The 21,185-nt window shown below is 60.5% G+C and carries 22 protein-coding genes; 8 read left to right on the plus strand and 14 right to left on the minus strand.

The annotated features are described in order from the left end of the window. Positions 1-87: 87 nt before the first annotated feature. The 3 genes from PSH66_RS27730 to PSH66_RS27740 are packed head-to-tail and all read right to left on the minus strand — an operon-like array spanning position 88 to position 3,050. A complete protein-coding gene (locus PSH66_RS27730; protein WP_078826405.1) occupies positions 88-384 on the minus strand; it encodes a helix-turn-helix domain-containing protein in 297 nt (98 codons plus the stop codon). Between the two features lie 18 nt (positions 385-402). Continuing rightward, on the minus strand, positions 403-903 hold the full coding sequence (locus tag PSH66_RS27735; protein ID WP_003176609.1) for a M48 family metallopeptidase: 501 nt from the start codon (positions 901-903) through the stop codon (positions 403-405). Positions 904-944: 41 nt separating this feature from the next. Continuing rightward, complete coding sequence (locus PSH66_RS27740; RefSeq protein WP_003176610.1) at positions 945-3,050, minus strand: bifunctional diguanylate cyclase/phosphodiesterase; 2,106 nt, start codon at positions 3,048-3,050, stop codon at positions 945-947. Between the two features lie 312 nt (positions 3,051-3,362). Between PSH66_RS27740 and PSH66_RS27745 the strand changes: the two genes are divergently transcribed. Then, on the plus strand, positions 3,363-4,028 hold the full coding sequence (locus tag PSH66_RS27745) for a polysaccharide lyase family 7 protein (protein ID WP_003176611.1): 666 nt from the start codon (positions 3,363-3,365) through the stop codon (positions 4,026-4,028). Between the two features lie 472 nt (positions 4,029-4,500). Next, positions 4,501-4,794 (plus strand): fructose-bisphosphate aldolase, encoded by a 294-nt coding sequence (locus tag PSH66_RS27750; RefSeq protein ID WP_141062913.1) that lies wholly within the window; start codon positions 4,501-4,503, stop codon positions 4,792-4,794. A 46-nt stretch (positions 4,795-4,840) separates the two neighbouring features. On the opposite strand, the gene PSH66_RS27755 is transcribed toward PSH66_RS27750, so the two are convergent. From PSH66_RS27755 to tkt, 8 genes are all read right to left on the minus strand, one after another. Further along, positions 4,841-6,112 carry a type II toxin-antitoxin system HipA family toxin gene (locus tag PSH66_RS27755; RefSeq protein ID WP_305428017.1) on the minus strand — a complete coding sequence of 424 codons (1,272 nt, stop codon included), beginning with the start codon at positions 6,110-6,112 and terminating at the stop codon, positions 4,841-4,843. Next, positions 6,105-6,368, minus strand: a complete 264-nt coding sequence (locus PSH66_RS27760) for a helix-turn-helix transcriptional regulator (RefSeq protein WP_232291279.1) — start codon at positions 6,366-6,368, stop codon at positions 6,105-6,107. The genes PSH66_RS27755 and PSH66_RS27760 overlap by 8 nt, the downstream gene beginning before the upstream one ends. 127 nt (positions 6,369-6,495) lie before the next feature. After that, a complete protein-coding gene (gene fba / locus PSH66_RS27765) occupies positions 6,496-7,560 on the minus strand; it encodes a class II fructose-bisphosphate aldolase (protein ID WP_003177554.1) in 1,065 nt (354 codons plus the stop codon). 124 nt (positions 7,561-7,684) lie between these two features. Further along, on the minus strand, positions 7,685-8,017 hold the full coding sequence (locus PSH66_RS27770) for an MliC family protein (protein ID WP_305428018.1): 333 nt from the start codon (positions 8,015-8,017) through the stop codon (positions 7,685-7,687). Positions 8,018-8,077: 60 nt separating this feature from the next. Beyond that, positions 8,078-8,305 carry a lipoprotein gene (locus PSH66_RS27775; RefSeq protein ID WP_042945384.1) on the minus strand — a complete coding sequence of 76 codons (228 nt, stop codon included), beginning with the start codon at positions 8,303-8,305 and terminating at the stop codon, positions 8,078-8,080. A 28-nt stretch (positions 8,306-8,333) separates the two neighbouring features. Then, entirely contained in the window at positions 8,334-9,497 is a 1,164-nt protein-coding gene (locus PSH66_RS27780) for a phosphoglycerate kinase (RefSeq protein ID WP_003176619.1), read from the minus strand. 17 nt (positions 9,498-9,514) lie between these two features. Next, positions 9,515-10,570, minus strand: coding sequence for an erythrose-4-phosphate dehydrogenase (gene epd / locus PSH66_RS27785; protein WP_003176620.1), 1,056 nt, complete (start codon positions 10,568-10,570; stop codon positions 9,515-9,517). A 138-nt stretch (positions 10,571-10,708) separates the two neighbouring features. Beyond that, a complete protein-coding gene (gene tkt / locus PSH66_RS27790; protein ID WP_305428019.1) occupies positions 10,709-12,706 on the minus strand; it encodes a transketolase in 1,998 nt (665 codons plus the stop codon). A 259-nt stretch (positions 12,707-12,965) separates the two neighbouring features. On the opposite strand from tkt, the gene PSH66_RS27795 reads away from it, so the two are divergent. From PSH66_RS27795 to PSH66_RS27815, 5 genes are all read left to right on the plus strand, one after another. Beyond that, the gene (locus PSH66_RS27795) at positions 12,966-13,961 is read left to right on the plus strand and encodes a metalloregulator ArsR/SmtB family transcription factor (protein ID WP_003176623.1); all 996 of its coding nucleotides are present in this window, start codon (positions 12,966-12,968) and stop codon (positions 13,959-13,961) included. Between the two features lie 18 nt (positions 13,962-13,979). Then, entirely contained in the window at positions 13,980-15,170 is a 1,191-nt protein-coding gene (gene metK / locus PSH66_RS27800; protein ID WP_003176624.1) for a methionine adenosyltransferase, read from the plus strand. A 214-nt stretch (positions 15,171-15,384) separates the two neighbouring features. Then, the gene (locus PSH66_RS27805; RefSeq protein WP_305428020.1) at positions 15,385-15,735 is read left to right on the plus strand and encodes a hypothetical protein; all 351 of its coding nucleotides are present in this window, start codon (positions 15,385-15,387) and stop codon (positions 15,733-15,735) included. A gap of 96 nt (positions 15,736-15,831) precedes the next feature. Next, complete coding sequence (gene ligB / locus PSH66_RS27810; RefSeq protein WP_305428021.1) at positions 15,832-17,496, plus strand: NAD-dependent DNA ligase LigB; 1,665 nt, start codon at positions 15,832-15,834, stop codon at positions 17,494-17,496. A gap of 39 nt (positions 17,497-17,535) precedes the next feature. Then, positions 17,536-17,928: a DUF1090 domain-containing protein gene (locus tag PSH66_RS27815; RefSeq protein WP_003176627.1), complete on the plus strand. Its 393-nt coding sequence runs from the start codon at positions 17,536-17,538 to the stop codon at positions 17,926-17,928. 5 nt (positions 17,929-17,933) lie between these two features. Here PSH66_RS27815 and PSH66_RS27820 read toward each other — a convergent pair whose 3' ends face one another. Next, positions 17,934-18,383 (minus strand): cytochrome c, encoded by a 450-nt coding sequence (locus PSH66_RS27820; RefSeq protein WP_305428022.1) that lies wholly within the window; start codon positions 18,381-18,383, stop codon positions 17,934-17,936. Positions 18,384-18,511: 128 nt separating this feature from the next. Between PSH66_RS27820 and PSH66_RS27825 the strand changes: the two genes are divergently transcribed. Continuing rightward, positions 18,512-19,696, plus strand: a complete 1,185-nt coding sequence (locus tag PSH66_RS27825; RefSeq protein WP_003176629.1) for a murein transglycosylase A — start codon at positions 18,512-18,514, stop codon at positions 19,694-19,696. 32 nt (positions 19,697-19,728) lie between these two features. Here PSH66_RS27825 and PSH66_RS27830 read toward each other — a convergent pair whose 3' ends face one another. Both PSH66_RS27830 and PSH66_RS27835 read right to left on the minus strand, forming a co-directional pair. Continuing rightward, a complete protein-coding gene (locus PSH66_RS27830; protein ID WP_003176630.1) occupies positions 19,729-20,115 on the minus strand; it encodes an MAPEG family protein in 387 nt (128 codons plus the stop codon). A gap of 133 nt (positions 20,116-20,248) precedes the next feature. Next, positions 20,249-21,136 (minus strand): formate/nitrite transporter family protein, encoded by an 888-nt coding sequence (locus tag PSH66_RS27835; RefSeq protein WP_078826423.1) that lies wholly within the window; start codon positions 21,134-21,136, stop codon positions 20,249-20,251. Positions 21,137-21,185 lie beyond the last annotated feature (49 nt).

A 21,185-nucleotide genomic window follows, 5' to 3' on the forward strand; every position in this document is an offset into this window, starting at 1 on the left:
CAAGCCCCCCTCCCACATTTTGATTTGTGAATACGGTCGAATGTGGGAGGGGGTTCCCGATGGCGTCAGCCAAAACAGTGCATAACTTCAGGGATACCCCAACACCCGCTTTACCGAAGCCAGATTGTCTTCGATCCAACGCCGATCAATCGCCCCCCAATCACGAATCCGATATTGCCCCGCATGGTTGCGGGCACCGTCCTGCTGCTCGAATTCACAGACGATATCCAGATCGGCCAACGCCGCGATCGTGTCCTGCGCCGTGCGCCGCGGCATGCCGGTGACGTCAGTCAACGCCGGGACGCTGCTGGCCAGCCCGCTGTCGATCAGGTACGCCACATACAGGCGGCGGTAGAAACTGCTTTTGGTCTTGCTCACATCCATGGTGGTCGCCTTGTGTCGTCAGGGCTTGCCCTGCAGGTCGCGATACGTGAGGTACACCCGCAGGTCGAATTCCACCTGATGGTAGCCCGGCATCATGTAGTCGCAGAGTTTGTAGAACGCCTTGTTATGGTCCGATTCCTTGAAGTGCGCCAGTTCGTGCACCACGATCATGCGCAGAAATTCCGGCGCCGCCTCTTTGAACAAGGCAGCGATGCGGATCTCTTTCTTGGACTTCAGATTGCCACCCTGCACCCGCGAAATCGTGGTGTGCAGGCCGAGGGCGCGGTGAGTCAGGTCCAGGCGATTATCGAACAGCACTTTGTCGATGGCCGGCGCGTTGCGCAGGTGTTCCTGCTTCAAGGCCAGGGCATAGGCGTACAGGGCCTTGTCGCTCTGCACGGCGTGGCGTTCGGGGTAACGTTGCTCCAGGTAGGCACCCAACTGGTCCTTGGCGATCAGCTGGCGCACCTGCTCCTGGAGGGCTGGCGGGTAGGCCTGAAGGTATTTCAGCGCGGTCATGGAGTCTGCAACAGGGTTCGAAGGCCGTCAGTGTAGCGAATTCAACGCACGCGAGCGCGCGACCAGTCAGCCACGACCTCGGCCATCAACGGCTGCGACGCCCATGGCCCCTGGATAAACGGGCAACCGTGGGCTTTGAGCCAGCTCGCTTGCTCCTGGGTTTCCACGCCCTCGGCAATCACCAGCACGTCAAAATGGGCACATAACTCAATGATGCTGCGCGCCATCGCCGCATCCCGCACCGAACCCGGCAGGCGCGCCACCAGCTGCGGGTCGAGCTTGAGGGTATCGAACGCCAGATCACGCAGATGCGCCAGGGAGCACTGCCCCGAGCCAAAGTCGTCCAACGCGATGCGCACGCCCACACGGCGCAGCAACTTGAGCTGCTTGGCGGCCTCTTCCAGGTTGTTCATCAGGCAGTCTTCGCCGATTTCCACCTCCAGTTGCCGGTCGCGCAGTCCATACCGCTCGATCATTTGCTGTAGCTGGTTTGCCAGGTTGGGCAAATTGAACTGACTGGCGCTCAAGCTCACGCTCAACACCAGTTCGTCGTCGAAGGTGGTGTGCCATGCCTGGCGCTGGGCGGCGACCTGCTGGTAAATCCAGCTACTGAGTTGGCTGATCAACCGCACCTCTTCCAGCAATGGTAAAAACAACCCCGGCGGTACATCGCCGACGCTGGGATGCTGCCAGCGCAACAACGCCTCGACGCCGCGCAGGTGCCCGTCTTCCAGCGACACCTGGGGCTGGTAGACCAGGGTAAAGTCCTTGTTTTCAATGGCCGTGCGCACGCTGTCTTCGAGCATCAGGCGCGAACGGGCGCGGCCGTTCATTTCCTGGTCGTAATAGCGATATTGCTGACGCCCAGCACGCTTGGCTTCGTACATGGCGATATCGGCCGCGCGCAACAGGCCGTTGAGGTCAGACCCGCAGTCCGGAAACGTGGCAATGCCGATGCTGACCCCCAGCATCACATCCAAACCGTCGACCTGATGACAAACAGACACTCGTTCGATCAGTTTTTCCGAAATTTTCGCCGCGTGCTCCGGGAATTCCAGCTCCAGTAACGCGGTAAATTCATCCCCGCCCATGCGGCCGATGATGTCGTAGGAGCGCAGGCAACCTTGCAGTTGCTCCGACACCCAGCGCAGCACGCGGTCGCCGGCATCGTGCCCCAGGGAATCGTTGACCCGCTTGAAACCGTCGAGGTCCAGGTACAGCAACACCAGCGACTGGTCCACCCGCTCGCTGCGCGACAAGGTATTTTCCACCGCCTGATAAAAGCCACGCCGGTTCAACAGCCCCGTCAATGGGTCAGTGACTGCCTGAAACTCCAGTTGCTGATGCAGGTGGCGCACTTCGGACATGTCCAGCACCGTCACCACCATGGCTTTCTGCTCAGTCGGCAGCGGCGCGCAAGACAGCGCCACAGGCACCTGTTGCCCGCGGCTGGTGCGCAGGATGGCATCGTGCAGACGCCAGGTTTCACCCTTGCGATAACCGGCGTACATCTGCGATTCGAGCCAGGCAGGCACGTGAGGCTTTTGCAGGAAGCTGAGGAATTCCTGGCCTTTGAGCTCATGAAGCGTGGCGTTGAGCAGGCGCGAAATCGCCGGGTTGGCGTACTCGATGACCCCCTCCTCACCCACCACCAGGATGCCTTCGGCGGCGTTGTCCAACACCGAGGCATTGAAGGCGCGGGCCGACTCCAGGTCATGACTCAGGCGCTGCAACGCCCGGCGGTTACGCTGGTGTTCCAGCAGTGCCTGAACCTTGGGCTTGAGGATATGCGGGTCGAAGGGTTTGAATAGGTAGTCGATGGCGCCGCTGGCGTACCCCTCCAGCACCGACGCGGGCGATTGGGCATTGGCGCTCAGAAAGATGATCGGGGTCATGCGCGTGCGCTGACTGCCGCGCATCAGGCGGGCCACTTCAAAGCCGTCCATGCCGGGCATTTTCACATCCAGCAGCACCAGATCGACTTCATGCTTGAGCAACAATTCCAGGGCTTCAACACCGGAGGCTGCGGTTACGACCTGCCAGTCGTCACGTTGCAAAAGCGCACGCATGCTGATCAGGTTTTCCGGGTAGTCATCGACCACCAGAAGAACCGAATCGCCGTCGCCGTGGTGTGGAGCGCATTCCATGCTACGTCTCTTCCTTAAGGACTCGCTCCGGTCACTTCTAAGCGTAAACCCGGACAAACTCTGAGGCATCACTCTAGCGCTGGAACCTCAAAATCAGAAGTGACGTGGATGCCATCATCACGCCAAAGTTCAGTCAGCCGACTAACGGTCAAGCGCTACAGCCCCCGTACCACGCGATATATGGCGTTTTGACATTCTCTTGGCGCCAATAAATTGCCAGCAATCGTTTAACAACTGGCCGACCACCGCCTATAAAGAACCCGTGAGGCCTGCGGGCCAAAGCCATCACCCCCTCTGTATAAGGCCTATGCCATGATCGACCTCTCTACCTGGAACCTGAGCATTCCGGTCGGCTCGCCCCCTGCGACCATCGACACTCCGAAGCTGATGAGCGGCTTCAACGACCAGTATTTCCAGGCCGAAGGCAGCAACGTGCAATTCTGGACGCCGGTCACCGGCACCCGCACCGAAAACGCCATCTACCCCCGCAGCGAACTGCGCGAAACCTACGCCGACGGCCGCCTGCGCAACTGGACCTACCCCGAAGCAAACAACTTTCTGCGCGCAACACTCGCGGTCAATCAGGTGCCGTCCACCGGCAAGATCGTGATCGGCCAGATCCATGCCTACGACAGTCAGAAGCCGCTGATCAAACTCGAATATCAATTCAAGGAAAAAACCCAGAGCGGCAACATCGTCGCCAAAGTGCGCATGCGCCCGGATGAAGACACCAGCCGCGTGATCATCGTCGCCTCCAATGTGCCGCTGGAGAAAAGCTTCACCTACGTGATCAACCTCAACAAGGCCGGGCTGCTCAGCGTGTATGCCGCCGACAGTGAGTGGAACGAGCGCATCGGCGCGGCGTGGGGCGACAAACCGCTGTATTTCAAGGCCGGCACCTATGTGCAGGACAACAGTGGCGATACCAAGGAAGGCGCCAAGGTGACGTTTTCCAAGTTGGATATTGATCACGAGTGAATAGTCCGGTGATGCCAAGGATTATTCCTCGGTGAATCCACTGTATTAAACACACCACCGAACCCTGTGGGAGCCGGGCTTGCCCGCGATGGCGGTGTGTCAGTCAACTTATTGAGTGACTGTCACACCGCCATCGCGGGCAAGCCCGGCTCCCACAGTTGATTTGCGTCGCCTGCGGGGCTGGTGTTCGTCCTACATGGCCGTTGCGGCACGCCAGATCGACGCTTATAGTTCGCCCCGTCGCCGGTATTGAATGGCGATAGGGTTTCGCAGCCCTACAGAGTTAAAACCGCACCCGTCAAAACAGCCCCGGTATTCTTGCCGACGGCGGTCTTTGTTATGGCGGCTGTGCGTGGGAGACCTTCGGGTCTGCCGGGTCTTAACTCCTCGGTCTGCGAACCCGCGTACAGCTGCCACCTCATTTGTTTCGCAGCAAACGGTGGCCTTTCTTCTATCGAGTTAAGGATTTGCCATGAAGAACCAACTCCCACCCCGCCGCTTTTACCCTTGCACCGAAACCGCCACCGACAACCCCGTGTTACTGATCGACAGCGCCGCCCCACTGCTCGACCTCCACGCCTGCCTGCGCGAACGCCTCAATGCCGCCCTCGAACACCTCACCCTGATGGCCTGCACCAGCCTGCCGGACTTTGCCGAGCACGATTTGAACAATGTGGCCAATACCGCCCGCATTCTGGTGCAGGATGTGAGTGATGTGTTTCGGGTGATTGAACAGCGTGGGTTCGATACGCCTACCGCCGCTTGATCAAATCCCTGCAACAACCCGCATCTTATGCGGGTTTTCAATGGCCTCAGGCCAGCGGTTTTACTACGGGCTTGCGTCTCATCCCCGGCGTCATCGAGTCGTGAAGCGCCATAGCGCGTCCCGCATCCCATTCCTTCTGCATGGTTGAAAAAAGCTCAACATCAACCCGCGCTTGATGCGCACTCAGCGCCTGCGACATGGCTTCGGCGATACGTTCAATAATCATCCCTGGGGCTGCGATGCCACAGTGCTTGCGACCAAACTCAATCAGTTGCTGACGATCAGGATACGCCTTCACCTTGTTCATCTTGATTGCCAAGGTACGGTCGACCAGCGCTTGCCCGGATTTGGGGTTGTAATGCTCATATGCGGTGGTGGTCGTGACATCGAATACCGGTGCCAATTGCACGGTTTCAAGAGCCCCCGGATGGGTATAGAGCACACCGAAATTCTTAAGGTGAGCATCACCATTGCGCACCATGACCGACAAGCACACCGAAGAGAAAAAACGCTCGAGCTCGCGCAGCACATCACCCTGGTGGCACACCTCGCGAATCACTGCCGCGAGGGTTTCGTAACTTTGGGAATACTTGTAGTTGTCGTGAGGGTCTTTGTTCAGCCCCAGCAGCACCGCCATGTCCTCAAACCCCAACCTGCCGGCCGGTGTCAGATCAAAGCGCTCCATGACAAACAGGTCGCCACCGTCGGACAACCAGAAACGCGGCGTCTCCAAGCCGGCAAGACGAGCGGCCTCCAAACACAGGAATTCGTTCTGAGCCAAGTGGGCGTATTCATCGGCGCCGGATTTTACAATCAGATCGGAGCTGAGCATGGTTTTGCGGCTGCCCGTCAACTTATCCAGGTCAGGCACCAGTACTTTCGGCTGCACGCCCGAGATTCCGGACTCAAAGTAGGTGTCGACCAGAAAATCGAATACACCCTGAGAGGTTTGCGCAGACAGAATCTCCTGTAACCCGACCTGAGCCTTTACAGGCGTGAAAGCCTCTATGGGATTCTCATAACTCAGCCGACCAATCTGGTTGCCACCGATGATCGACAGCAGGCGCATTTCGTCCACCTGCATATGCTTGGCCATCCGACGCTTGATCTGATCGGCCAAGAAGCCTTCAGGCACATTCATATCAAAAATCGGATGCAGAACATTACTGACCGTAGGCGTTGGGTCGTAAGGCATGACCAACGAGACTTCACGCGACGCCTCAGCCGAAGCGTAGGAAAACGAGAACTGCGACCCCTTGGACAGTTCGCCTCCCACGCCTTGGGGCGTGGCAATGCTAAGCCGCTTGACCTTACTCATCGTACTCCACCAGTTCGGCAAGGGATTTGAGATCGATCCGCCGATCAACCACTTCCAACGCCATTCCCAACGCTGTAATCACTCGGAAGGCCGTGTACATGGCAACGTTTTCTCCCGCTTCCAGGTCGATGATGGTCTTGCGGCTGCACCGCGCTTTTTCCGCGAGCTGCTGCTGGCTGTAGTGCTTCGCTCGGCGCAGCTGTTTAAGCCGTTCGCCAAATTCGGGAGGGCTGGTGATGAGCAAAATGTCACCCATATAGGACTTTTAATAGGAATTATCCAATTATGTCCGTTATGAGGGACATTTCAACCGCCTTACGTCTGCTGGAAGCGCACCCACAAAAAAGCCCGCATCGCTGCGGGCTTTTTTAAACACCTAAGACTCAGTTCACCTTAGCGTTCAACTCACCTTTCAAATACCGCTGGTACATCGCTTCCAGCGAGATCGGCTTGATCTTCGACGCATTACCCGCCGTACCAAACGCTTCATAACGGGCGATGCACACATCACGCATCGCGGTCACGGTGGCGCCGAAGAATTTACGCGGGTCGAATTCGCTCGGGTTGGTGGCCATCAGGCGACGCATCGCACCGGTGGAGGCCAGGCGCAGGTCGGTGTCGATGTTGACCTTGCGTACGCCGTACTTGATACCTTCGACGATTTCTTCAACCGGTACGCCGTAGGTTTCTTTGATGTCGCCGCCATACTGGTTGATGATCGCCAGCCACTCTTGCGGGACCGAGGAAGAACCGTGCATCACCAGGTGGGTGTTGGGGATGCGTTTGTGGATTTCCTTGATGCGGTCGATAGCCAGTACGTCGCCGGTTGGCGGCTTGGTGAACTTGTAGGCGCCGTGGCTGGTGCCAATGGCGATGGCCAGGGCATCGACCTGGGTTTTCTTGACGAAGTCAGCGGCTTCTTCCGGGTCGGTCAGCATTTGGCTGTGATCCAGCACGCCTTCGGCGCCGATGCCGTCTTCTTCGCCGGCCATGCCGGTTTCCAGGGAACCCAGGCAGCCCAGCTCGCCTTCAACCGACACGCCGCAGGCGTGGGCCATGGCCACGGTTTGTTGGGTCACGCGTACGTTGTACTCGTAGTCGGTCGGGGTCTTGCCGTCTTCGCCGAGGGAGCCGTCCATCATGACCGAGCTGAAGCCCAGTTGGATGGAGCGCTGGCACACGTCAGGGCTGGTGCCGTGGTCCTGGTGCATGCACACCGGGATGTGCGGGAATTCTTCGATCGCGGCGAGGATCAGGTGACGCAGGAACGGAGCACCGGCGTATTTGCGCGCACCGGCCGAAGCCTGGACGATCACGGGGGAGTCGGTCTTGTCAGCGGCTTCCATGATGGCGCGCATCTGCTCAAGGTTGTTGACGTTAAAGGCTGGGACGCCGTAGCCGAACTCGGCTGCGTGGTCCAGCATTTGACGCATGCTGATAAGTGCCATTGTGTTGTCTCTCCCGGTAGAGGGTCGTTAATCGTGCAAGCCTGCCGTAGCGGCGGCTGCTATTCAAGTTATTGCCGGTCAGGTTTTGCATGCCTGGCCTGCTGAATCGTTATTGCTGTCAGGCTTATTGGGCTTTGCAGCCCCGCCCGATCAAATCGTCGGTAGCCACCCAGTAAACCAGGCCTTCCTCACCTTTTGTGTGAAACGCCAACTGGTCGTTGGCGTACAACACACCCGAGGCGGCAATGTCCTGTTTAAGGCGATAAACCTGGTCGGAACCGCCGAGGCGTACATCCACCTCGGAGCGGGCCGCATTGGCAAAGCGCCAGTTGACCTCGGCCTTGCTGTCACAGATCCAGGTGGTCCACTTATCGGCAGGCTCTGTCTTGTTGAACATGTTCATGCTGCTGCAACCGGCCAGTAAAGCCAGTGCCGCCAGGGCGAAAACGCCTTTCATTGCCAATCCTCGAGCGAAGGCCCTGGGCCGTCACTGCTGTCGGTTAGTTGATCAGACCCGTCAAGGGCAACCCTGTTCCTGACCGTTGGGCGCGGAGTCGTATTTCTCCAGCCGTTCGTTGCCGATGCGCTTGTTGATCACCGGCATGGTTTCGGCTTGCCAGTCAGCCTGGTAGCAGTTGTTTTGCTGCTGCTGTGCAGGCGTCACAGGCGCAGGCGCCGCGCTTGGCGTGCTGCCGCAGCCGGCCAACAGGCCCGCCGCGATCACCAGTGCCAACGTCTTGATCATGGGAATGCTCCTTTTCCTGATCACGCTTTTAACCTTTGGCTCGGGTTTCCAGCACTTCAACGGCCGGCAGGACCTTGCCTTCGACGAATTCGAGGAATGCGCCGCCACCGGTAGAAATGTAGGAGATTTGCTCAGCCACGCCATATTTGTCGATGGCCGCCAGGGTGTCACCGCCACCGGCGATGGAGAATGCCGAGCTTTCGGCAATCGCCTTGGCCAGCACTTTGGTGCCGTTACCGAACTGGTCGAACTCGAATACACCGACCGGACCGTTCCACAGGATGGTCTGGGAGGCTTTCAGCAGTTCGGCGAAGTTGGCTGCGGTTTGCGGGCCGATGTCCAGGATCATGTCATCGTCGGCCACGTCAGCGATCAGCTTGACGGTGGCGGCGGCGCTTTCGGCGAATTCCTTGGCGACGACCACATCGACCGGCAATGGCACGCTGACCTTGGCGGCGATGGCGCGGGCGGTGTCGAGCAGGTCCGGTTCGTACAGGGACTTGCCCACCGGGTGACCGGCTGCGGCCAGGAAGGTGTTGGCAATGCCGCCGCCGACGATCAGTTGGTTGCAGATCTGGCTGAGGCTGTTAAGCACGTCCAGCTTGGTCGACACCTTGGAGCCGGCCACGATGGCGGCCATCGGTTGTGCCGGCGCGCCCAGGGCCTTGCCCAGTGCGTCCAGTTCAGCGGCCAGCAGTGGGCCGGCAGCCGCGACCTTGGCGAACTTGGCCACGCCGTGGGTCGAGCCTTCAGCGCGGTGCGCGGTGCCGAAAGCGTCCATCACGAACACGTCGCACAGGGCGGCGTATTGCTGGGCCAGTTCGTCGCTGTTCTTTTTCTCGCCCTTGTTGAAGCGCACGTTTTCGAACAGCACGATATCGCCGGCCTTCAGGTCTACGCCGCCCAGGTAATCGGCCACCAATGGCACCTCGCGGCCCAGGGCCTTGCTCAGGTAATCGGCTACAGGCTTGAGGCTGTTTTCGGCGGAGAACTCACCTTCGGTCGGACGACCCAGGTGGGAGCAGACCATCACGGCCGCGCCTTTTTCCAGGGCCAGCTTGATGGTCGGCAGCGAGGCCAGGATTCGCGCATCGCTGGTGACTACACCGTCCTTGACTGGGACGTTGAGGTCTTCGCGAATCAGTACGCGCTTACCTTGCAGATCGAGGTCGGTCATCTTCAACACGGTCATGGGTCGCAGTTCCTGAATTACTGTTGAGGTTGTTTAGAGGCGATATGCAGATAATGTTCCGCAACGTCGAGCATTCGATTGGCAAAACCCCACTCGTTGTCGAACCAGGCCAGGATGTTCACCAGCCTCGGGCCGGAAACGCGGGTCTGGCTGGCATCGACGATCGCCGAATGCGGGTCATGGTTGAAATCACAACTGGCGTGGGGCAGCTCGGTGTAGGCCAGCAGGCCTTTGAGCGGGCCGCTGGTGGCGGCATCGCGCAGAATCCGGTTGACCTCCACGGCATCGGTGTCGCTGACGGTTTGCAAGGTGATATCCAGGCAGGACACATTCACCGTCGGTACCCTTACGGCTTTGGCCTGGATTCGCCCGGCAAGTTCCGGCAGCAAGCGCTCGATGCCACGGGCCAGGCCGGTGGACACCGGAATCACCGACTGGAACGCCGAGCGTGTGCGGCGCAGGTCTTCATGATGATAGGCGTCGATCACCGGCTGGTCGTTCATCGCCGAGTGAATTGTGGTGATCGACACGTAATCGATACCAATCGACTGGTCCAGCAGACGCAACAACGGCACGCTGCAGTTGGTGGTGCAGGAGGCATTGGACACCAGTAGCTCGGTGCCGGTCAGGCAATCCTGGTTGATGCCATAGACGATGGTGGCGTCGACATCCGCCTCGCTGGCCATCGGCTGGGAAAACAGCACACGCGGCGCACCGGCGTCGATAAAACGCTGGCCATCGGCACGGGTGTTATAGGCACCGGAGCATTCCAACACCAGGTCGACGCCCAGCGCCGCCCAATCGATGCCCTCGGGGGTGGCACTGCGCAATACTTTCACGCAGTCGCCGTTGATATGCAGACAATCGCCATCGACCCGCACTTCGCCGGGAAAACGGCCGTGGGTGGAGTCAAAGCGTGTCAGGTATTCGATGCTGGCCATGTCGGCCAAATCGTTGATTGCAACAATTTCAAACCCGGCCGTCGCCCCTCGCTCGAACAGAGCACGCAAGACGCAACGACCAATGCGGCCGTAGCCGTTGAGTGCAACTTTGTAGGGACGCGGTTGGGGCATGGGGTTCTCGATCAAGGTTAGTTCGGTGTTGAATGTTCTGACGCCATCGCGGGCAAGCCCGCTCCCACAGTAGACCGCAATCCAAATGTGGGAGCGGGCTTGCCCGCGATGGCGTCAGTGCAAACAACGCAGACCGACTTAGTCTTCCAGCAGTTCTTCAGCCTGACCGAGGATGTTTTCCAGGGTGAAACCGAACTCTTCGAACAACGCCGGCGCCGGTGCCGACTCACCGTAGGTGGTCATGCCGATGACGCGGCCTTCCAGGCCTACGTACTTGTACCAGTAGTCTGCATGCGCCGCTTCGATGGCGATACGCGCGCTGACCTGCAACGGCAGCACCGATTGCTTGTAGCCGGCGTCCTGGGCTTCGAACACGCTGGTGCACGGCATGGACACAACGCGCACGTTGCGGCCTTGCGCGGTCAGCTTGTCATATGCCTGAACGGTCAGGCCCACTTCGGAACCGGTGGAGATCAGGATCAGCTCCGGTTCGCCGATGCAGTCCTTGAGCACGTAACCGCCGCGGCTGATGTCGGCGATCTGCGCGTCGGAGCGCACCTGGTGCTGCAGGTTCTGACGCGAGAAGATCAGCGCCGAAGGGCCGTCCTTGCGCTCGATGGCGTGCTTCCAGGCCACGGCGGATTCCACCGCGTCGGCTGGGCGCCAGCAATCCAGGTTCGGCGTGGTACGCAGGCTGGTCAGTTGCTCGACCGGCTGGTGCGTCGGGCCGTCTTCGCCCAGGCCGATGGAGTCGTGGGTGTACACATGGATCACACGCTTCTTCATCAGCGCGGCCATGCGCACGGCGTTGCGCGCGTATTCCATGAACATCAGGAAGGTCGCGCCGTAAGGCACCAGGCCACCGTGCAGGGACACGCCGTTCATGATGGCGCTCATGCCGAACTCGCGCACGCCGTAGTACATGTAGTTACCGCTGGCGTCTTCGGCCGAGACACCTTTGCAACCTTTCCACAGGGTCAGGTTGGAACCGGCCAGGTCGGCCGAACCGCCAAGGAACTCAGGCAGCAACGGGCCGAAGGCATTCAGGGTGTTCTGGCTGGCTTTACGGCTGGCGATGGTTTCGCCCTTGGCCGCGACTTCGGCGATGTAGGCCGAGGCTTTTTCCGAGAAGTCGGCAGGCAGGTCGCCGGCCAGACGGCGGACCAGTTCGTTGGCAAGCGCAGGGAATTCGGCGGAGTAGGCCGCGAAACGCTGGTCCCACTCGGCTTCGGTCGCCAGGCCTTTTTCTTTGGCATCCCACTCGGCGTAGATGTCGGCCGGGATTTCGAACGGGCCGTGGTTCCACTTCAGCGCTTCACGGGTCAGGGCGATTTCCGCGTCACCCAGTGGGGCGCCGTGGCAGTCTTCCTTGCCTTGCTTGTTCGGCGAACCGAAACCGATAGTGGTCTTGCAGCAGATGAGGGTCGGCTGCGCGCTCTTGCGAGCGGTGTCGATGGCGGTCTTGATTTCTTCAGGATCGTGGCCGTCGACGTTGCGGATCACCTGCCAGTTGTAGGCTTCGAAACGCTTTGGCGTGTCATCGGTGAACCAGCCTTCGACTTCGCCGTCGATGGAAATGCCGTTGTCATCGTAGAAGGCGATCAGCTTGCCCAGGCCCAGGGTACCGGCCAGGGAAGCGACTTCGTGGGAAATGCCTTCCATCATGCAGCCATCACCCAGGAACACGTAGGTGTGGTGGTCGACGATATCGTGGCCAGGACGGTTGAACTGCGCGCCCAGGACTTTTTCAGCCAGCGCGAAGCCGACGGCATTGGCCAAGCCTTGGCCCAGGGGACCGGTGGTGGTCTCGACGCCTGGGGTGTAGCCGAATTCCGGATGGCCAGGGGTGCGGCTGTGCAGCTGGCGGAAGCTCTTGAGGTCATCGATGGTGACGTCGTAGCCGGTCAGGTGCAGCAGCGAATAGATCAGCATCGAGCCGTGGCCGTTGGACAGCACGAAGCGGTCACGGTCGGCGAACGACGGGTTGCTTGGGTTGTGTTTCAGGTAATCACGCCAAAGTACCTCGGCGATATCCGCCATGCCCATCGGGGCACCGGGATGGCCGCTGTTGGCTTTTTGCACGGCATCCATGCTGAGGGCACGAATGGCGTTGGCACGCTCACGACGGCTGGGCATCGCTGATCTCCTGGAGGATTGAATAAAGAAACGGAAAAAAGGACCGGCATTTTCCCTCAGCCACCGCCTGCGGGCAATGACAGATAGTCACTTGTGGGTGTTTTTCCTGTGCTTTGGCCGGCAATCGCTTGCAGAAACCTTTCACGTATTCGTCTAACGGTGATGGCGACTGCTTATAACCACCACTTATCGATCAATATCAAAACTTTTTGATATTGACCTTGCAGGGACACCCACCCGTCACTAGACTGCTGGCCTTATGAACCTACCCGTGCCCTCACTGCGTCCCGACGACGGCGATGAACTGGCAGCCTTGTGCAAGGCCGCTGGCGACCCGTTGCGCTTGAACGTCTTGCGCGCACTGGCCAACGATTCGTTCGGCGTACTGGAACTGGCGCAGATCTTCGCCATCGGGCAGTCGGGCATGAGCCACCATTTGAAAGTGCTGTCCCAGGCCGACCTGGTGGCCACCCGCCGCGAGGGCAATGCGATTTTCTACCGCCGCGCCCTGCCCCATACCGACCTGCTCGGCGGCAAGCTGCACACGGCCTTGCTTGAAGAAGTGGACGGTTTGAACCTTCCGGGCGACGTACAAGCGCGCATCGGCCAGGTTCATGGTCAGCGAGCTGCCGCCAGCCAGGACTTTTTCGCCCGGGTCGCCGAGAAATTTCGCGCCCAGCAAGACCTGATTGCCGGTCTTGCCCAATACCGCGACAGCGTACTGGCACTGCTGGACAAGCTGAGCTTCAGTGAAGGGGCAACGGCCTTGGAAGTCGGCCCAGGGGATGGCGGTTTCCTGCCGGAACTGGCGCGCCGTTTCCAGCAGGTCACTGCGCTGGACAACAGCCCGGCGATGCTCGAACTGGCGCGCCAGCTGTGCGAACGCGAGGCACTGGGCAACGTCAACCTGCAGCTGGCCGACGCGCTGAACAGCACAACGATCAAGGCCGACTGCGTGGTGCTGAACATGGTCTTGCACCATTTCGCCGCCCCCGCCGACGCCCTCAAGCAAATGGCCGGGTTGCTGCACCCCGGCGGTAGCCTGCTGGTTACGGATTTATGCAGCCACAACCAGAATTGGGCCAGGGAGGCCTGCGGTGATCTCTGGTTGGGTTTTGAACAGGACGATCTGGCCCGTTGGGCCACCGCTGCGGGGCTCGTTCCCGGGGAAAGCCTCTATGTAGGCTTACGTAATGGTTTCCAGATCCAGGTCCGCCACTTTCAGCGGCCGGCTGGCGACACTCACCATCGGTAATATCAGGAAAACATCGAGATGAGCGAATACTCCCTTTTCACCTCCGAGTCCGTGTCTGAAGGGCATCCGGACAAAATCGCCGACCAGATTTCTGACGCGGTGCTGGACGCCATCATTGCGCAAGACAAATTTGCGCGCGTGGCGTGCGAGACTCTGGTGAAAACCGGTGTAGCGATCATCGCCGGCGAAGTGACCACTTCCGCCTGGGTTGACCTGGAGCAGATCGTCCGTGACGTGATCACCGACATCGGCTACAACAGCTCCGACGTCGGCTTCGACGGTGCGACCTGCGGCGTGATGAACATCATCGGCAAGCAGTCCCCGGACATCAACCAGGGCGTCGACCGCGCCAAGCCGGAAGACCAGGGCGCCGGCGACCAGGGCCTGATGTTCGGCTACGCCAGCAACGAAACCGAGGTGCTGATGCCGGCACCGATCACCTTCTCGCACCAGCTTGTGCAACGTCAGGCCGAAGCGCGTAAATCCGGCCTGCTGCCTTGGCTGCGCCCGGACGCCAAGTCCCAGGTGACCTGCCGCTATGAAGGCGGCAAAGTCGTCGGGATCGATGCAGTCGTACTGTCGACCCAGCACAACCCGGACGTTTCCTACACCGATCTGCGTGAAGGCGTGATGGAGCTGATCGTCAAGCATGTATTGCCTGCCGAATTGCTGACCAAGGACACCCAGTTCCACATCAACCCGACCGGCCAGTTCATCATTGGTGGCCCGGTGGGCGACTGCGGCCTGACCGGCCGCAAGATCATCGTCGACAGCTACGGCGGCATGGCTCGTCACGGTGGCGGCGCGTTCTCCGGTAAAGACCCGTCCAAGGTTGACCGTTCCGCGGCGTACGCCGGGCGTTACGTGGCCAAGAACATTGTGGCGGCCGGGCTGGCCGAACGCTGCGAGATCCAGGTGTCCTACGCAATCGGTGTGGCACAGCCTACGTCGATCTCGCTGAATACCTTCGGCACCGGCAAGATCAGCGATGAAAAAATCGTCAAGCTGGTGCGCGAGATCTTCGACCTGCGCCCCTACGCGATCACCACCATGCTCGACCTGCTGCACCCGATGTACCAGGAAACCGCAGCTTACGGCCACTTCGGCCGTACCCCTGCGCAGAAGACCGTGGGTGACGACACCTTCACCACCTTCACCTGGGAAAAAACCGACCGCGCCAACGACCTGCGCACGGCTGCCGGCCTGTAATCGTTCGTGGTACCCAAACGCCCAGCCGGGTTCGTCCGGCTGGGCGTTTTTATTGCCGGTACGATCTCGTCACATTTTTTGGATCCACACCTTGCGGGCCAAATGATGGCCCCCTAGAATCCGCGCCCTCTCGGGCCCTCTACCTTATTTGGATATTGCCCTGCGCCGGCCCGGGATCAATCAGTGCGCAGGCAGTCGAACATTGAGGTTTTTCATGCGCATCTCCACGCTCGCCCCTGCCGCCCTTCTACTCAGCCTGTTCGCCCTGCCGGCCAACGCTGCCGACTTGAGTGCACTGGGCGGCGCCCTGACTTCCCAGTTGGGCGGCGGCAATTCCGGCGACTGCCAGAAACAATCGGCGGACCTGCAAACCAAGATCGATGCAGCCCAAGCCAGCAACGACACCCTGAAAGTGAGCGCCTTCACCGCAGCCCAGGAGCAGGTCAACAAAGGCTGTAACAAACTCGCTGAAGCCCAGGCCAAAGCCGACGCCAAGCAGCAAACCCAGGCAGCCAAGGCCGACAAGTCCGAAGCAGTGAAAGCCCTGGGCGGTCTGTTCAAGTAAACCGGAAACACCCAGTAAAAAGCCCCGCACGGTCGGGGCTTTTTTGTGGGCGCGCGGATCATTTAGGCTGGGCGCCCCTTCCGAGCAAGGATGCTCATGATGCGTTTACTGATCGCGTTTTTACTCTATGCAGTACCCCTCTGGAGCCTGGCGCAAAACTGCCCCGAAGACGCCCGGACACAGATCCACGAGCTGGCTGAACAGGTCCGCCTGTGGGATGACAGCTACCACCGCCTCGGCCAGTCACCCGTCAGCGACGAACTCTACGACCAGGCCCGCCAGCGTCTGGCCGATTGGCGCCCGTGCGCTGCCCAGCCGGCCACGGTGCCAGGCAACCCGCTGGCCACTTCACGGGGCACATTGCCTCACCCGGTGGCCCATACCGGCCTGGAAAAACTACGGGATGAACAGGCTGTCGGCACTTGGCTGGACACACACAAGGAGGTATGGATCCAACCCAAGGTCGATGGCGTGGCGGTGACCCTGATGTATCGCCAGGGCCGGTTGAGCCGGGTGATCAGCCGCGGCGACGGCACGCTTGGCCAGGACTGGTCAGCCTCTGCGCGCAAGATCCCCGGCATCGTCCAGCAACTGCCAGAGCCCCTCGACCTGGTGCTGCAGGGCGAGCTCTATTGGCGCCTGCACGCGCATGTGCAATCGGCCAGCGGCGGGCTCAATGCGCGCAGCAAGGTGGCCGGGCTGATGAATCGCCGGCAACTGAGCGACACCGACGCGGCCGGCATCGGCCTGTTCGTGTGGGCCTGGCCCGAAGGGCCGACGGGGTTCACCGAACGCCTGGCCACCCTGGCGCGCCTGGGCTTCGTCGACAGCCAACGCTACAGCCAACCTGTCCAGGACCTCACCGACGCCATGCACTGGCGCGCCTATTGGTACAACCACCCACTCCCTTTTGCCAGTGATGGGGTGGTACTGCACCAGGCGCAGCACGCACCCGCGCAACGCTGGCAAGCCAATGCGCCCTACTGGGCCGTGGCCTGGAAATACCCGGCAACCAAAGCCCTGGCACTGGTGCGCAAGGTCCATTTCAAGGTGGGCCGTACCGGGCGCATCACCCCCATTCTGGAGCTGCAGCCGGTGCATCTGGACGATCGGCAGATCAGCCGCGTGAGCGCCGGCTCGTTGAAGCGATGGCAGGCACTGGATATCCGCCCCGGCGATCAGGTTTCCATCAGCCTTGCGGGCCAAGTGATCCCCCGACTGGACGAGGTGATCCTGCGTAATGCCACGCGCGTTGACCTGCCAGTGCCCGACCCGCGCAATTTTCACGCTTTGAGCTGCTGGCAACTGGATCCCGGCTGCGAAGAGCAATTGCTTGCGCGACTCAGTTGGCTAAGTGGCAACCAGGGCCTGGCTTTGCCTCATATGGGCCGCGAGACGTGGAACGTATTGATTCAGGCCGGTCTAATCGCAGGCTTTCTCGATTGGTTGACCCTGGATGCGGCAGAGCTTGCTAACATTGATGGCCTCGGTGATCTCAGCCGCGCACGGGTACTCGACAGCATCCGCAGCGCTCGGCAACGGCCCTTTGCACAATGGCTCAAAGCCTTGGGCGTACCGCCTGCGGCACGTAACAACCTGGAAGGCGACTGGCAGACCTTGATCGCCAGAGACACCCAGGCCTGGCAGGCCATCGATGGCATCGGCCCGGGCCGCGCGGCGCAATTGAGCGCCTTTTTTCGCGACCCGCAGATACAGGCGCTGGCTGAAACATTACGCATGGCCGGGATAGATGGGTTCTGAATCCAACCCGGTCATCAGATTGCGATTATGGAGCCCTACATGAAACGTCTAACCCCCTTTGCCCTGCTGACCGTTGCTGGCCTCATGGCCATGCCGCTGTTGGCGGACGAGCAAGCCCCCCTTACCGGCTGCGCCGCCAAGCGCCAGGCCATCAGCACGCAGATCGAACAGGCCAAGGCCCACGGCAACAGCGACCAACAGGCCGGCCTGGAAAAAGCCCTGAGCGAAGTCAGCACCAACTGCACCGACGCCGCCTTGAAGAAGGAACGGGAAAACAAGGTGCTCGACGCCAAGCATGAAGTCAGCCGCCGTCAGGCCGACCTCGACAAGGCGATGAAAAAGGGCGACTCCGAGAAGATCAACAAACGTAAGGACAAGCTCGCCGAATCGCGCAAAGAGTTGCAGGACGCAGTGGAAGAACTCGACCAATAATCCGGTCAGTGGTCTCTGAACTGTTTATGGCAGGCGCTGCAGGCATCTTCGACTTTCTGCACCGCAGGCATCAGGTTAGCGGCCTTGTAGGGTTGCACCTGACTGGCGCTCACCAATTCACCGGTGGCCGCCTCCAGATTGCGCGCCAGTTGCTGGAACTGCGCCTGTTTTTGCCAAACGTCATCCTTGGCGCTGGTGTGATCGTCCTCGCGCACGCTCGGGAAATGCTGCCACGGTTGATGGGACAACGTATCGAGCCGGGTCGCACCTTCGGCGAATTGCGCGCCGTCGAACGGGATGCGCCCGCGCAACATGCCGCCCAGGTCTTCGCTGGTCTTGAGCATCTGCTTGAAGATCGCCTTGCGCTGGCCCAGGGGCGAACTCGGATCGACGCCGCCGCACGCGGACAATGCGAGGCAGGCCAGCAATACAACGGTCATTTTTTTAAAAGTCATGGTGGCTCAGGGTCACGGGAAACGGCGGCCAGTATCCTCGCCCCGCTCGCAAAGACCAATAGCCCTATTATTAATAAGGGTTGCCCAACCGCGCTTCAGCACGGGCAATCGCTTCAGGAAGTATTTGTATGCATGTCACCTTGAAACCCTGGGGCCGCCGCCTGGCGTGGGCTCTACCAATGATCGCGCTGCTGGCCGGTTGCGATGCGGGCAAAGAAACCGCCAAAAATGAAACTTCCAAGCCCCACGCCGTCGCAACCTATGTAAGCGCACCCTGGGAGGCCTTGCCGGCGGTGTCCGACAGCGACCTGCTGGCCGGTTTCGAATCCTGGCGCAGTGCCTGCCAACGTCTCAAGGCGGACCCGGTGTGGGGTGCAACCTGCGCGGCGGCGGCCACGGTGCCGGGCGATGCGGTGGCGGTGCGTGGTTTTCTCAAGGAGCGCCTCGACGTGTTTGGCCTGCGTTCGGCCGACAATACCCCCAACGGCTTGATCACCGGTTACTACGAACCGGTCTACCCCGGCAGCCTGACCAAGACCGCCACCGCCCACGTACCGGTGTACGGCGTGCCGGATGACTTGATTATCGTCAACCTGGAAAGCATCTACCCGGAACTCAAGGGCAAGCGCCTGCGCGGTCGCCTTGAAGGCCGCGTGCTCAAGCCCTATGACGACGCCGGCGCCATCAACGGCCAAGGCTCCAGCGCCAAGCCGATTGCCTGGCTGACAGACCCGATGGACCTACAGTTTCTGCAGATCCAGGGCTCGGGTCGCATCCAGCTCAAGGACGGGCGCCAACTGCGTGTCGGTTATGGCGACCAGAACGGCTACCCCTACCGCCCTATCGGCCGCTGGCTGGTAGAGCAAGGCGAATTGAAGAAAGAAGAGGTGACCATGGGCGCCATCAGCGCCTGGGCCAAGGCGCACCCCGAACGGATCCCGCAACTGCTGGCAAGCAACCCCAGCTATGTATTTTTCAGCGCCCGTCCCGACAGCAACGAAGGCCCACGCGGTTCGCTGAACGTGCCGTTGACCGCCGGCTACAGCGTGGCGGTGGACCGCAAGGTGATTCCTCTGGGCAGCTTGTTGTGGCTGTCGACCACCAAACCGGACGGCACGCCGCTGGCACGCCCGGTCGCGGCGCAGGATACCGGCGGTGCAATCACCGGCGAAGTGCGCGCGGATTTGTTCTGGGGTACCGGTGATGCAGCGGGGGAACTGGCCGGGAGCATGAAACAACAGGGACAGATCTGGATGTTGTGGCCTAAAGGCATTGCATTGCCGCAAGTGCCGGATGCACCTGCGGGGACCTGACCGACACCGAAAATCACAAGGTGAAGCAGGGCTTAGATCGAGACAAAGAAGAAACTCGCAATCAACGCCATGCCCACCGCCCACACCAGCGAACGCAATATCGCCCAGTCAGCCAGGTAGCAAATGATGTACAGCAGGCGGCTGGTGATAAACAGCACGGCCAGCACATTGATGGTCACCAGTTCGGCGTTGCCGGCCAGGTGCGCGATAATCACCGCCGCCGCGAACGCCGGGGTTACTTCAAAGCTGTTGAGTTGCGCACTGTGGGCGCGTTTGGCGATCCCTTCGAGGCTGTCCAGAAACGCCCGCGGGTCATGGTTATCACGCGCGCCGAATGTGCCGTCACTGAACTTGGCCACACCGGTACACAGGTAAGGCAGAAAAATAGCGATCAACACACACCAGAAAGCAGCCGTCATCACAGAGTCCTTTTGTCGTTTTATGCAGCGACTGGGGTTCTAGCGTTACCCCCGTCACACCTACACGCTATGAACCACCGCGCAGCGAAAGGTTCTATTGTGGGCCACCCACGCGGCAGCGGCCTACCTCCCCTCACTGTTTTTTGTTGATCTGCGGCGGATGTCTCGGATCCGCAGCCTTGCGGCCCGGCAAGCTGCCTTCACTGCGAATCTGCGCATGGCTGATCAGCGCAAAGATAAAGCTGCCACCGATAATGTTGCCCGCCAGGGTGGGGCCGGCGAACACCAGCCAGAAATCCTTCCACGGCAGCTCGCCGGCGAACACCAGGTATGACACCTCCGCGGAACCCACCACGATATGGGTGAAATCTCCCAGCGCCATAAGGTAGGTGATGAGGATGATGATCCACATCTTGGCGCTTTCCATCGACGGAATCATCCACACCATGGTGGCGATCATCCAACCGGAGACGATGCCCTTGGCGAACATCTGGCCAGGGTGGTTCTCCATGATCTTGCGCCCGATCTCCAGGAAGGCATGATCAGTCCGAGTGTCGAAGATCGGCAGGTGCAGCATCACGTAGGCCACCAACAGCGTGCCGCACAGGTTACCCACCAACACCACCGACCACAGGCGCAGCAGACGCCCGGCGTTCGCCAGTGTGGGTTTGCTCATCACCGGCAGCACGGCGGTCAGGGTGTTTTCGGTGAACAGTTGCTGACGCGCCAGGATCACCGCCAAAAAGCCCGCGCAATAACCAAAGCTGGCGATGACCTTGAAGCCCTCACCGTCCGGCAGGCGCGAGTTGAGCAAGCCCATGGCCATCAACGACAGGCCCATGGTCAACCCGGCCGCCAGCGCCGACCACCACAACGCCGCGACGTTGCGCTCCAGCTCCTGGTCGCCCTGGGTGCGGATGATTTCATGCAGTACAGCCGCGCGGGGCGGCTGGTTTTCGTCTACGTCCTGCTGCTCTTGCTGCGACAGGTTGGGGGTCTTGCCGTCTTCGCGGGTGGCCATGATGTACCAGAGTCCAAGGGGTGCCTGTAGCTACGACACGCCGGCGCGA

It is taken from the genome of Pseudomonas sp. FP597, assembly GCF_030687435.1.
GTDB classification, from domain to species: Bacteria; Pseudomonadota; Gammaproteobacteria; order Pseudomonadales; family Pseudomonadaceae; genus Aquipseudomonas; species Aquipseudomonas lactucae.

What these genes read in the sequence shown, in the direction of transcription:
- PSH66_RS27730 (WP_078826405.1), bottom strand. Translation starts at nt 384, where the DNA reads ATGGATGTGAGCAAGACCAAAAGCAGTTTCTACCGCCGCCTGTATGTG.
- PSH66_RS27735 (WP_003176609.1), bottom strand. Translation starts at nt 903, where the DNA reads ATGACCGCGCTGAAATACCTTCAGGCCTACCCGCCAGCCCTCCAGGAG.
- PSH66_RS27740 (WP_003176610.1), bottom strand. Translation starts at nt 3,050, where the DNA reads ATGGAATGCGCTCCACACCACGGCGACGGCGATTCGGTTCTTCTGGTG.
- PSH66_RS27745 (WP_003176611.1), top strand. Translation starts at nt 3,363, where the DNA reads ATGATCGACCTCTCTACCTGGAACCTGAGCATTCCGGTCGGCTCGCCC.
- PSH66_RS27750 (WP_141062913.1), top strand. Translation starts at nt 4,501, where the DNA reads ATGAAGAACCAACTCCCACCCCGCCGCTTTTACCCTTGCACCGAAACC.
- PSH66_RS27755 (WP_305428017.1), bottom strand. Translation starts at nt 6,112, where the DNA reads ATGAGTAAGGTCAAGCGGCTTAGCATTGCCACGCCCCAAGGCGTGGGA.
- PSH66_RS27760 (WP_232291279.1), bottom strand. Translation starts at nt 6,368, where the DNA reads ATGGGTGACATTTTGCTCATCACCAGCCCTCCCGAATTTGGCGAACGG.
- fba (WP_003177554.1), bottom strand. Translation starts at nt 7,560, where the DNA reads ATGGCACTTATCAGCATGCGTCAAATGCTGGACCACGCAGCCGAGTTC.
- PSH66_RS27770 (WP_305428018.1), bottom strand. Translation starts at nt 8,017, where the DNA reads ATGAAAGGCGTTTTCGCCCTGGCGGCACTGGCTTTACTGGCCGGTTGC.
- PSH66_RS27775 (WP_042945384.1), bottom strand. Translation starts at nt 8,305, where the DNA reads ATGATCAAGACGTTGGCACTGGTGATCGCGGCGGGCCTGTTGGCCGGC.
- PSH66_RS27780 (WP_003176619.1), bottom strand. Translation starts at nt 9,497, where the DNA reads ATGACCGTGTTGAAGATGACCGACCTCGATCTGCAAGGTAAGCGCGTA.
- epd (WP_003176620.1), bottom strand. Translation starts at nt 10,570, where the DNA reads ATGCCCCAACCGCGTCCCTACAAAGTTGCACTCAACGGCTACGGCCGC.
- tkt (WP_305428019.1), bottom strand. Translation starts at nt 12,706, where the DNA reads ATGCCCAGCCGTCGTGAGCGTGCCAACGCCATTCGTGCCCTCAGCATG.
- PSH66_RS27795 (WP_003176623.1), top strand. Translation starts at nt 12,966, where the DNA reads ATGAACCTACCCGTGCCCTCACTGCGTCCCGACGACGGCGATGAACTG.
- metK (WP_003176624.1), top strand. Translation starts at nt 13,980, where the DNA reads ATGAGCGAATACTCCCTTTTCACCTCCGAGTCCGTGTCTGAAGGGCAT.
- PSH66_RS27805 (WP_305428020.1), top strand. Translation starts at nt 15,385, where the DNA reads ATGCGCATCTCCACGCTCGCCCCTGCCGCCCTTCTACTCAGCCTGTTC.
- ligB (WP_305428021.1), top strand. Translation starts at nt 15,832, where the DNA reads ATGATGCGTTTACTGATCGCGTTTTTACTCTATGCAGTACCCCTCTGG.
- PSH66_RS27815 (WP_003176627.1), top strand. Translation starts at nt 17,536, where the DNA reads ATGAAACGTCTAACCCCCTTTGCCCTGCTGACCGTTGCTGGCCTCATG.
- PSH66_RS27820 (WP_305428022.1), bottom strand. Translation starts at nt 18,383, where the DNA reads ATGACTTTTAAAAAAATGACCGTTGTATTGCTGGCCTGCCTCGCATTG.
- PSH66_RS27825 (WP_003176629.1), top strand. Translation starts at nt 18,512, where the DNA reads ATGCATGTCACCTTGAAACCCTGGGGCCGCCGCCTGGCGTGGGCTCTA.
- PSH66_RS27830 (WP_003176630.1), bottom strand. Translation starts at nt 20,115, where the DNA reads ATGACGGCTGCTTTCTGGTGTGTGTTGATCGCTATTTTTCTGCCTTAC.
- PSH66_RS27835 (WP_078826423.1), bottom strand. Translation starts at nt 21,136, where the DNA reads ATGGCCACCCGCGAAGACGGCAAGACCCCCAACCTGTCGCAGCAAGAG.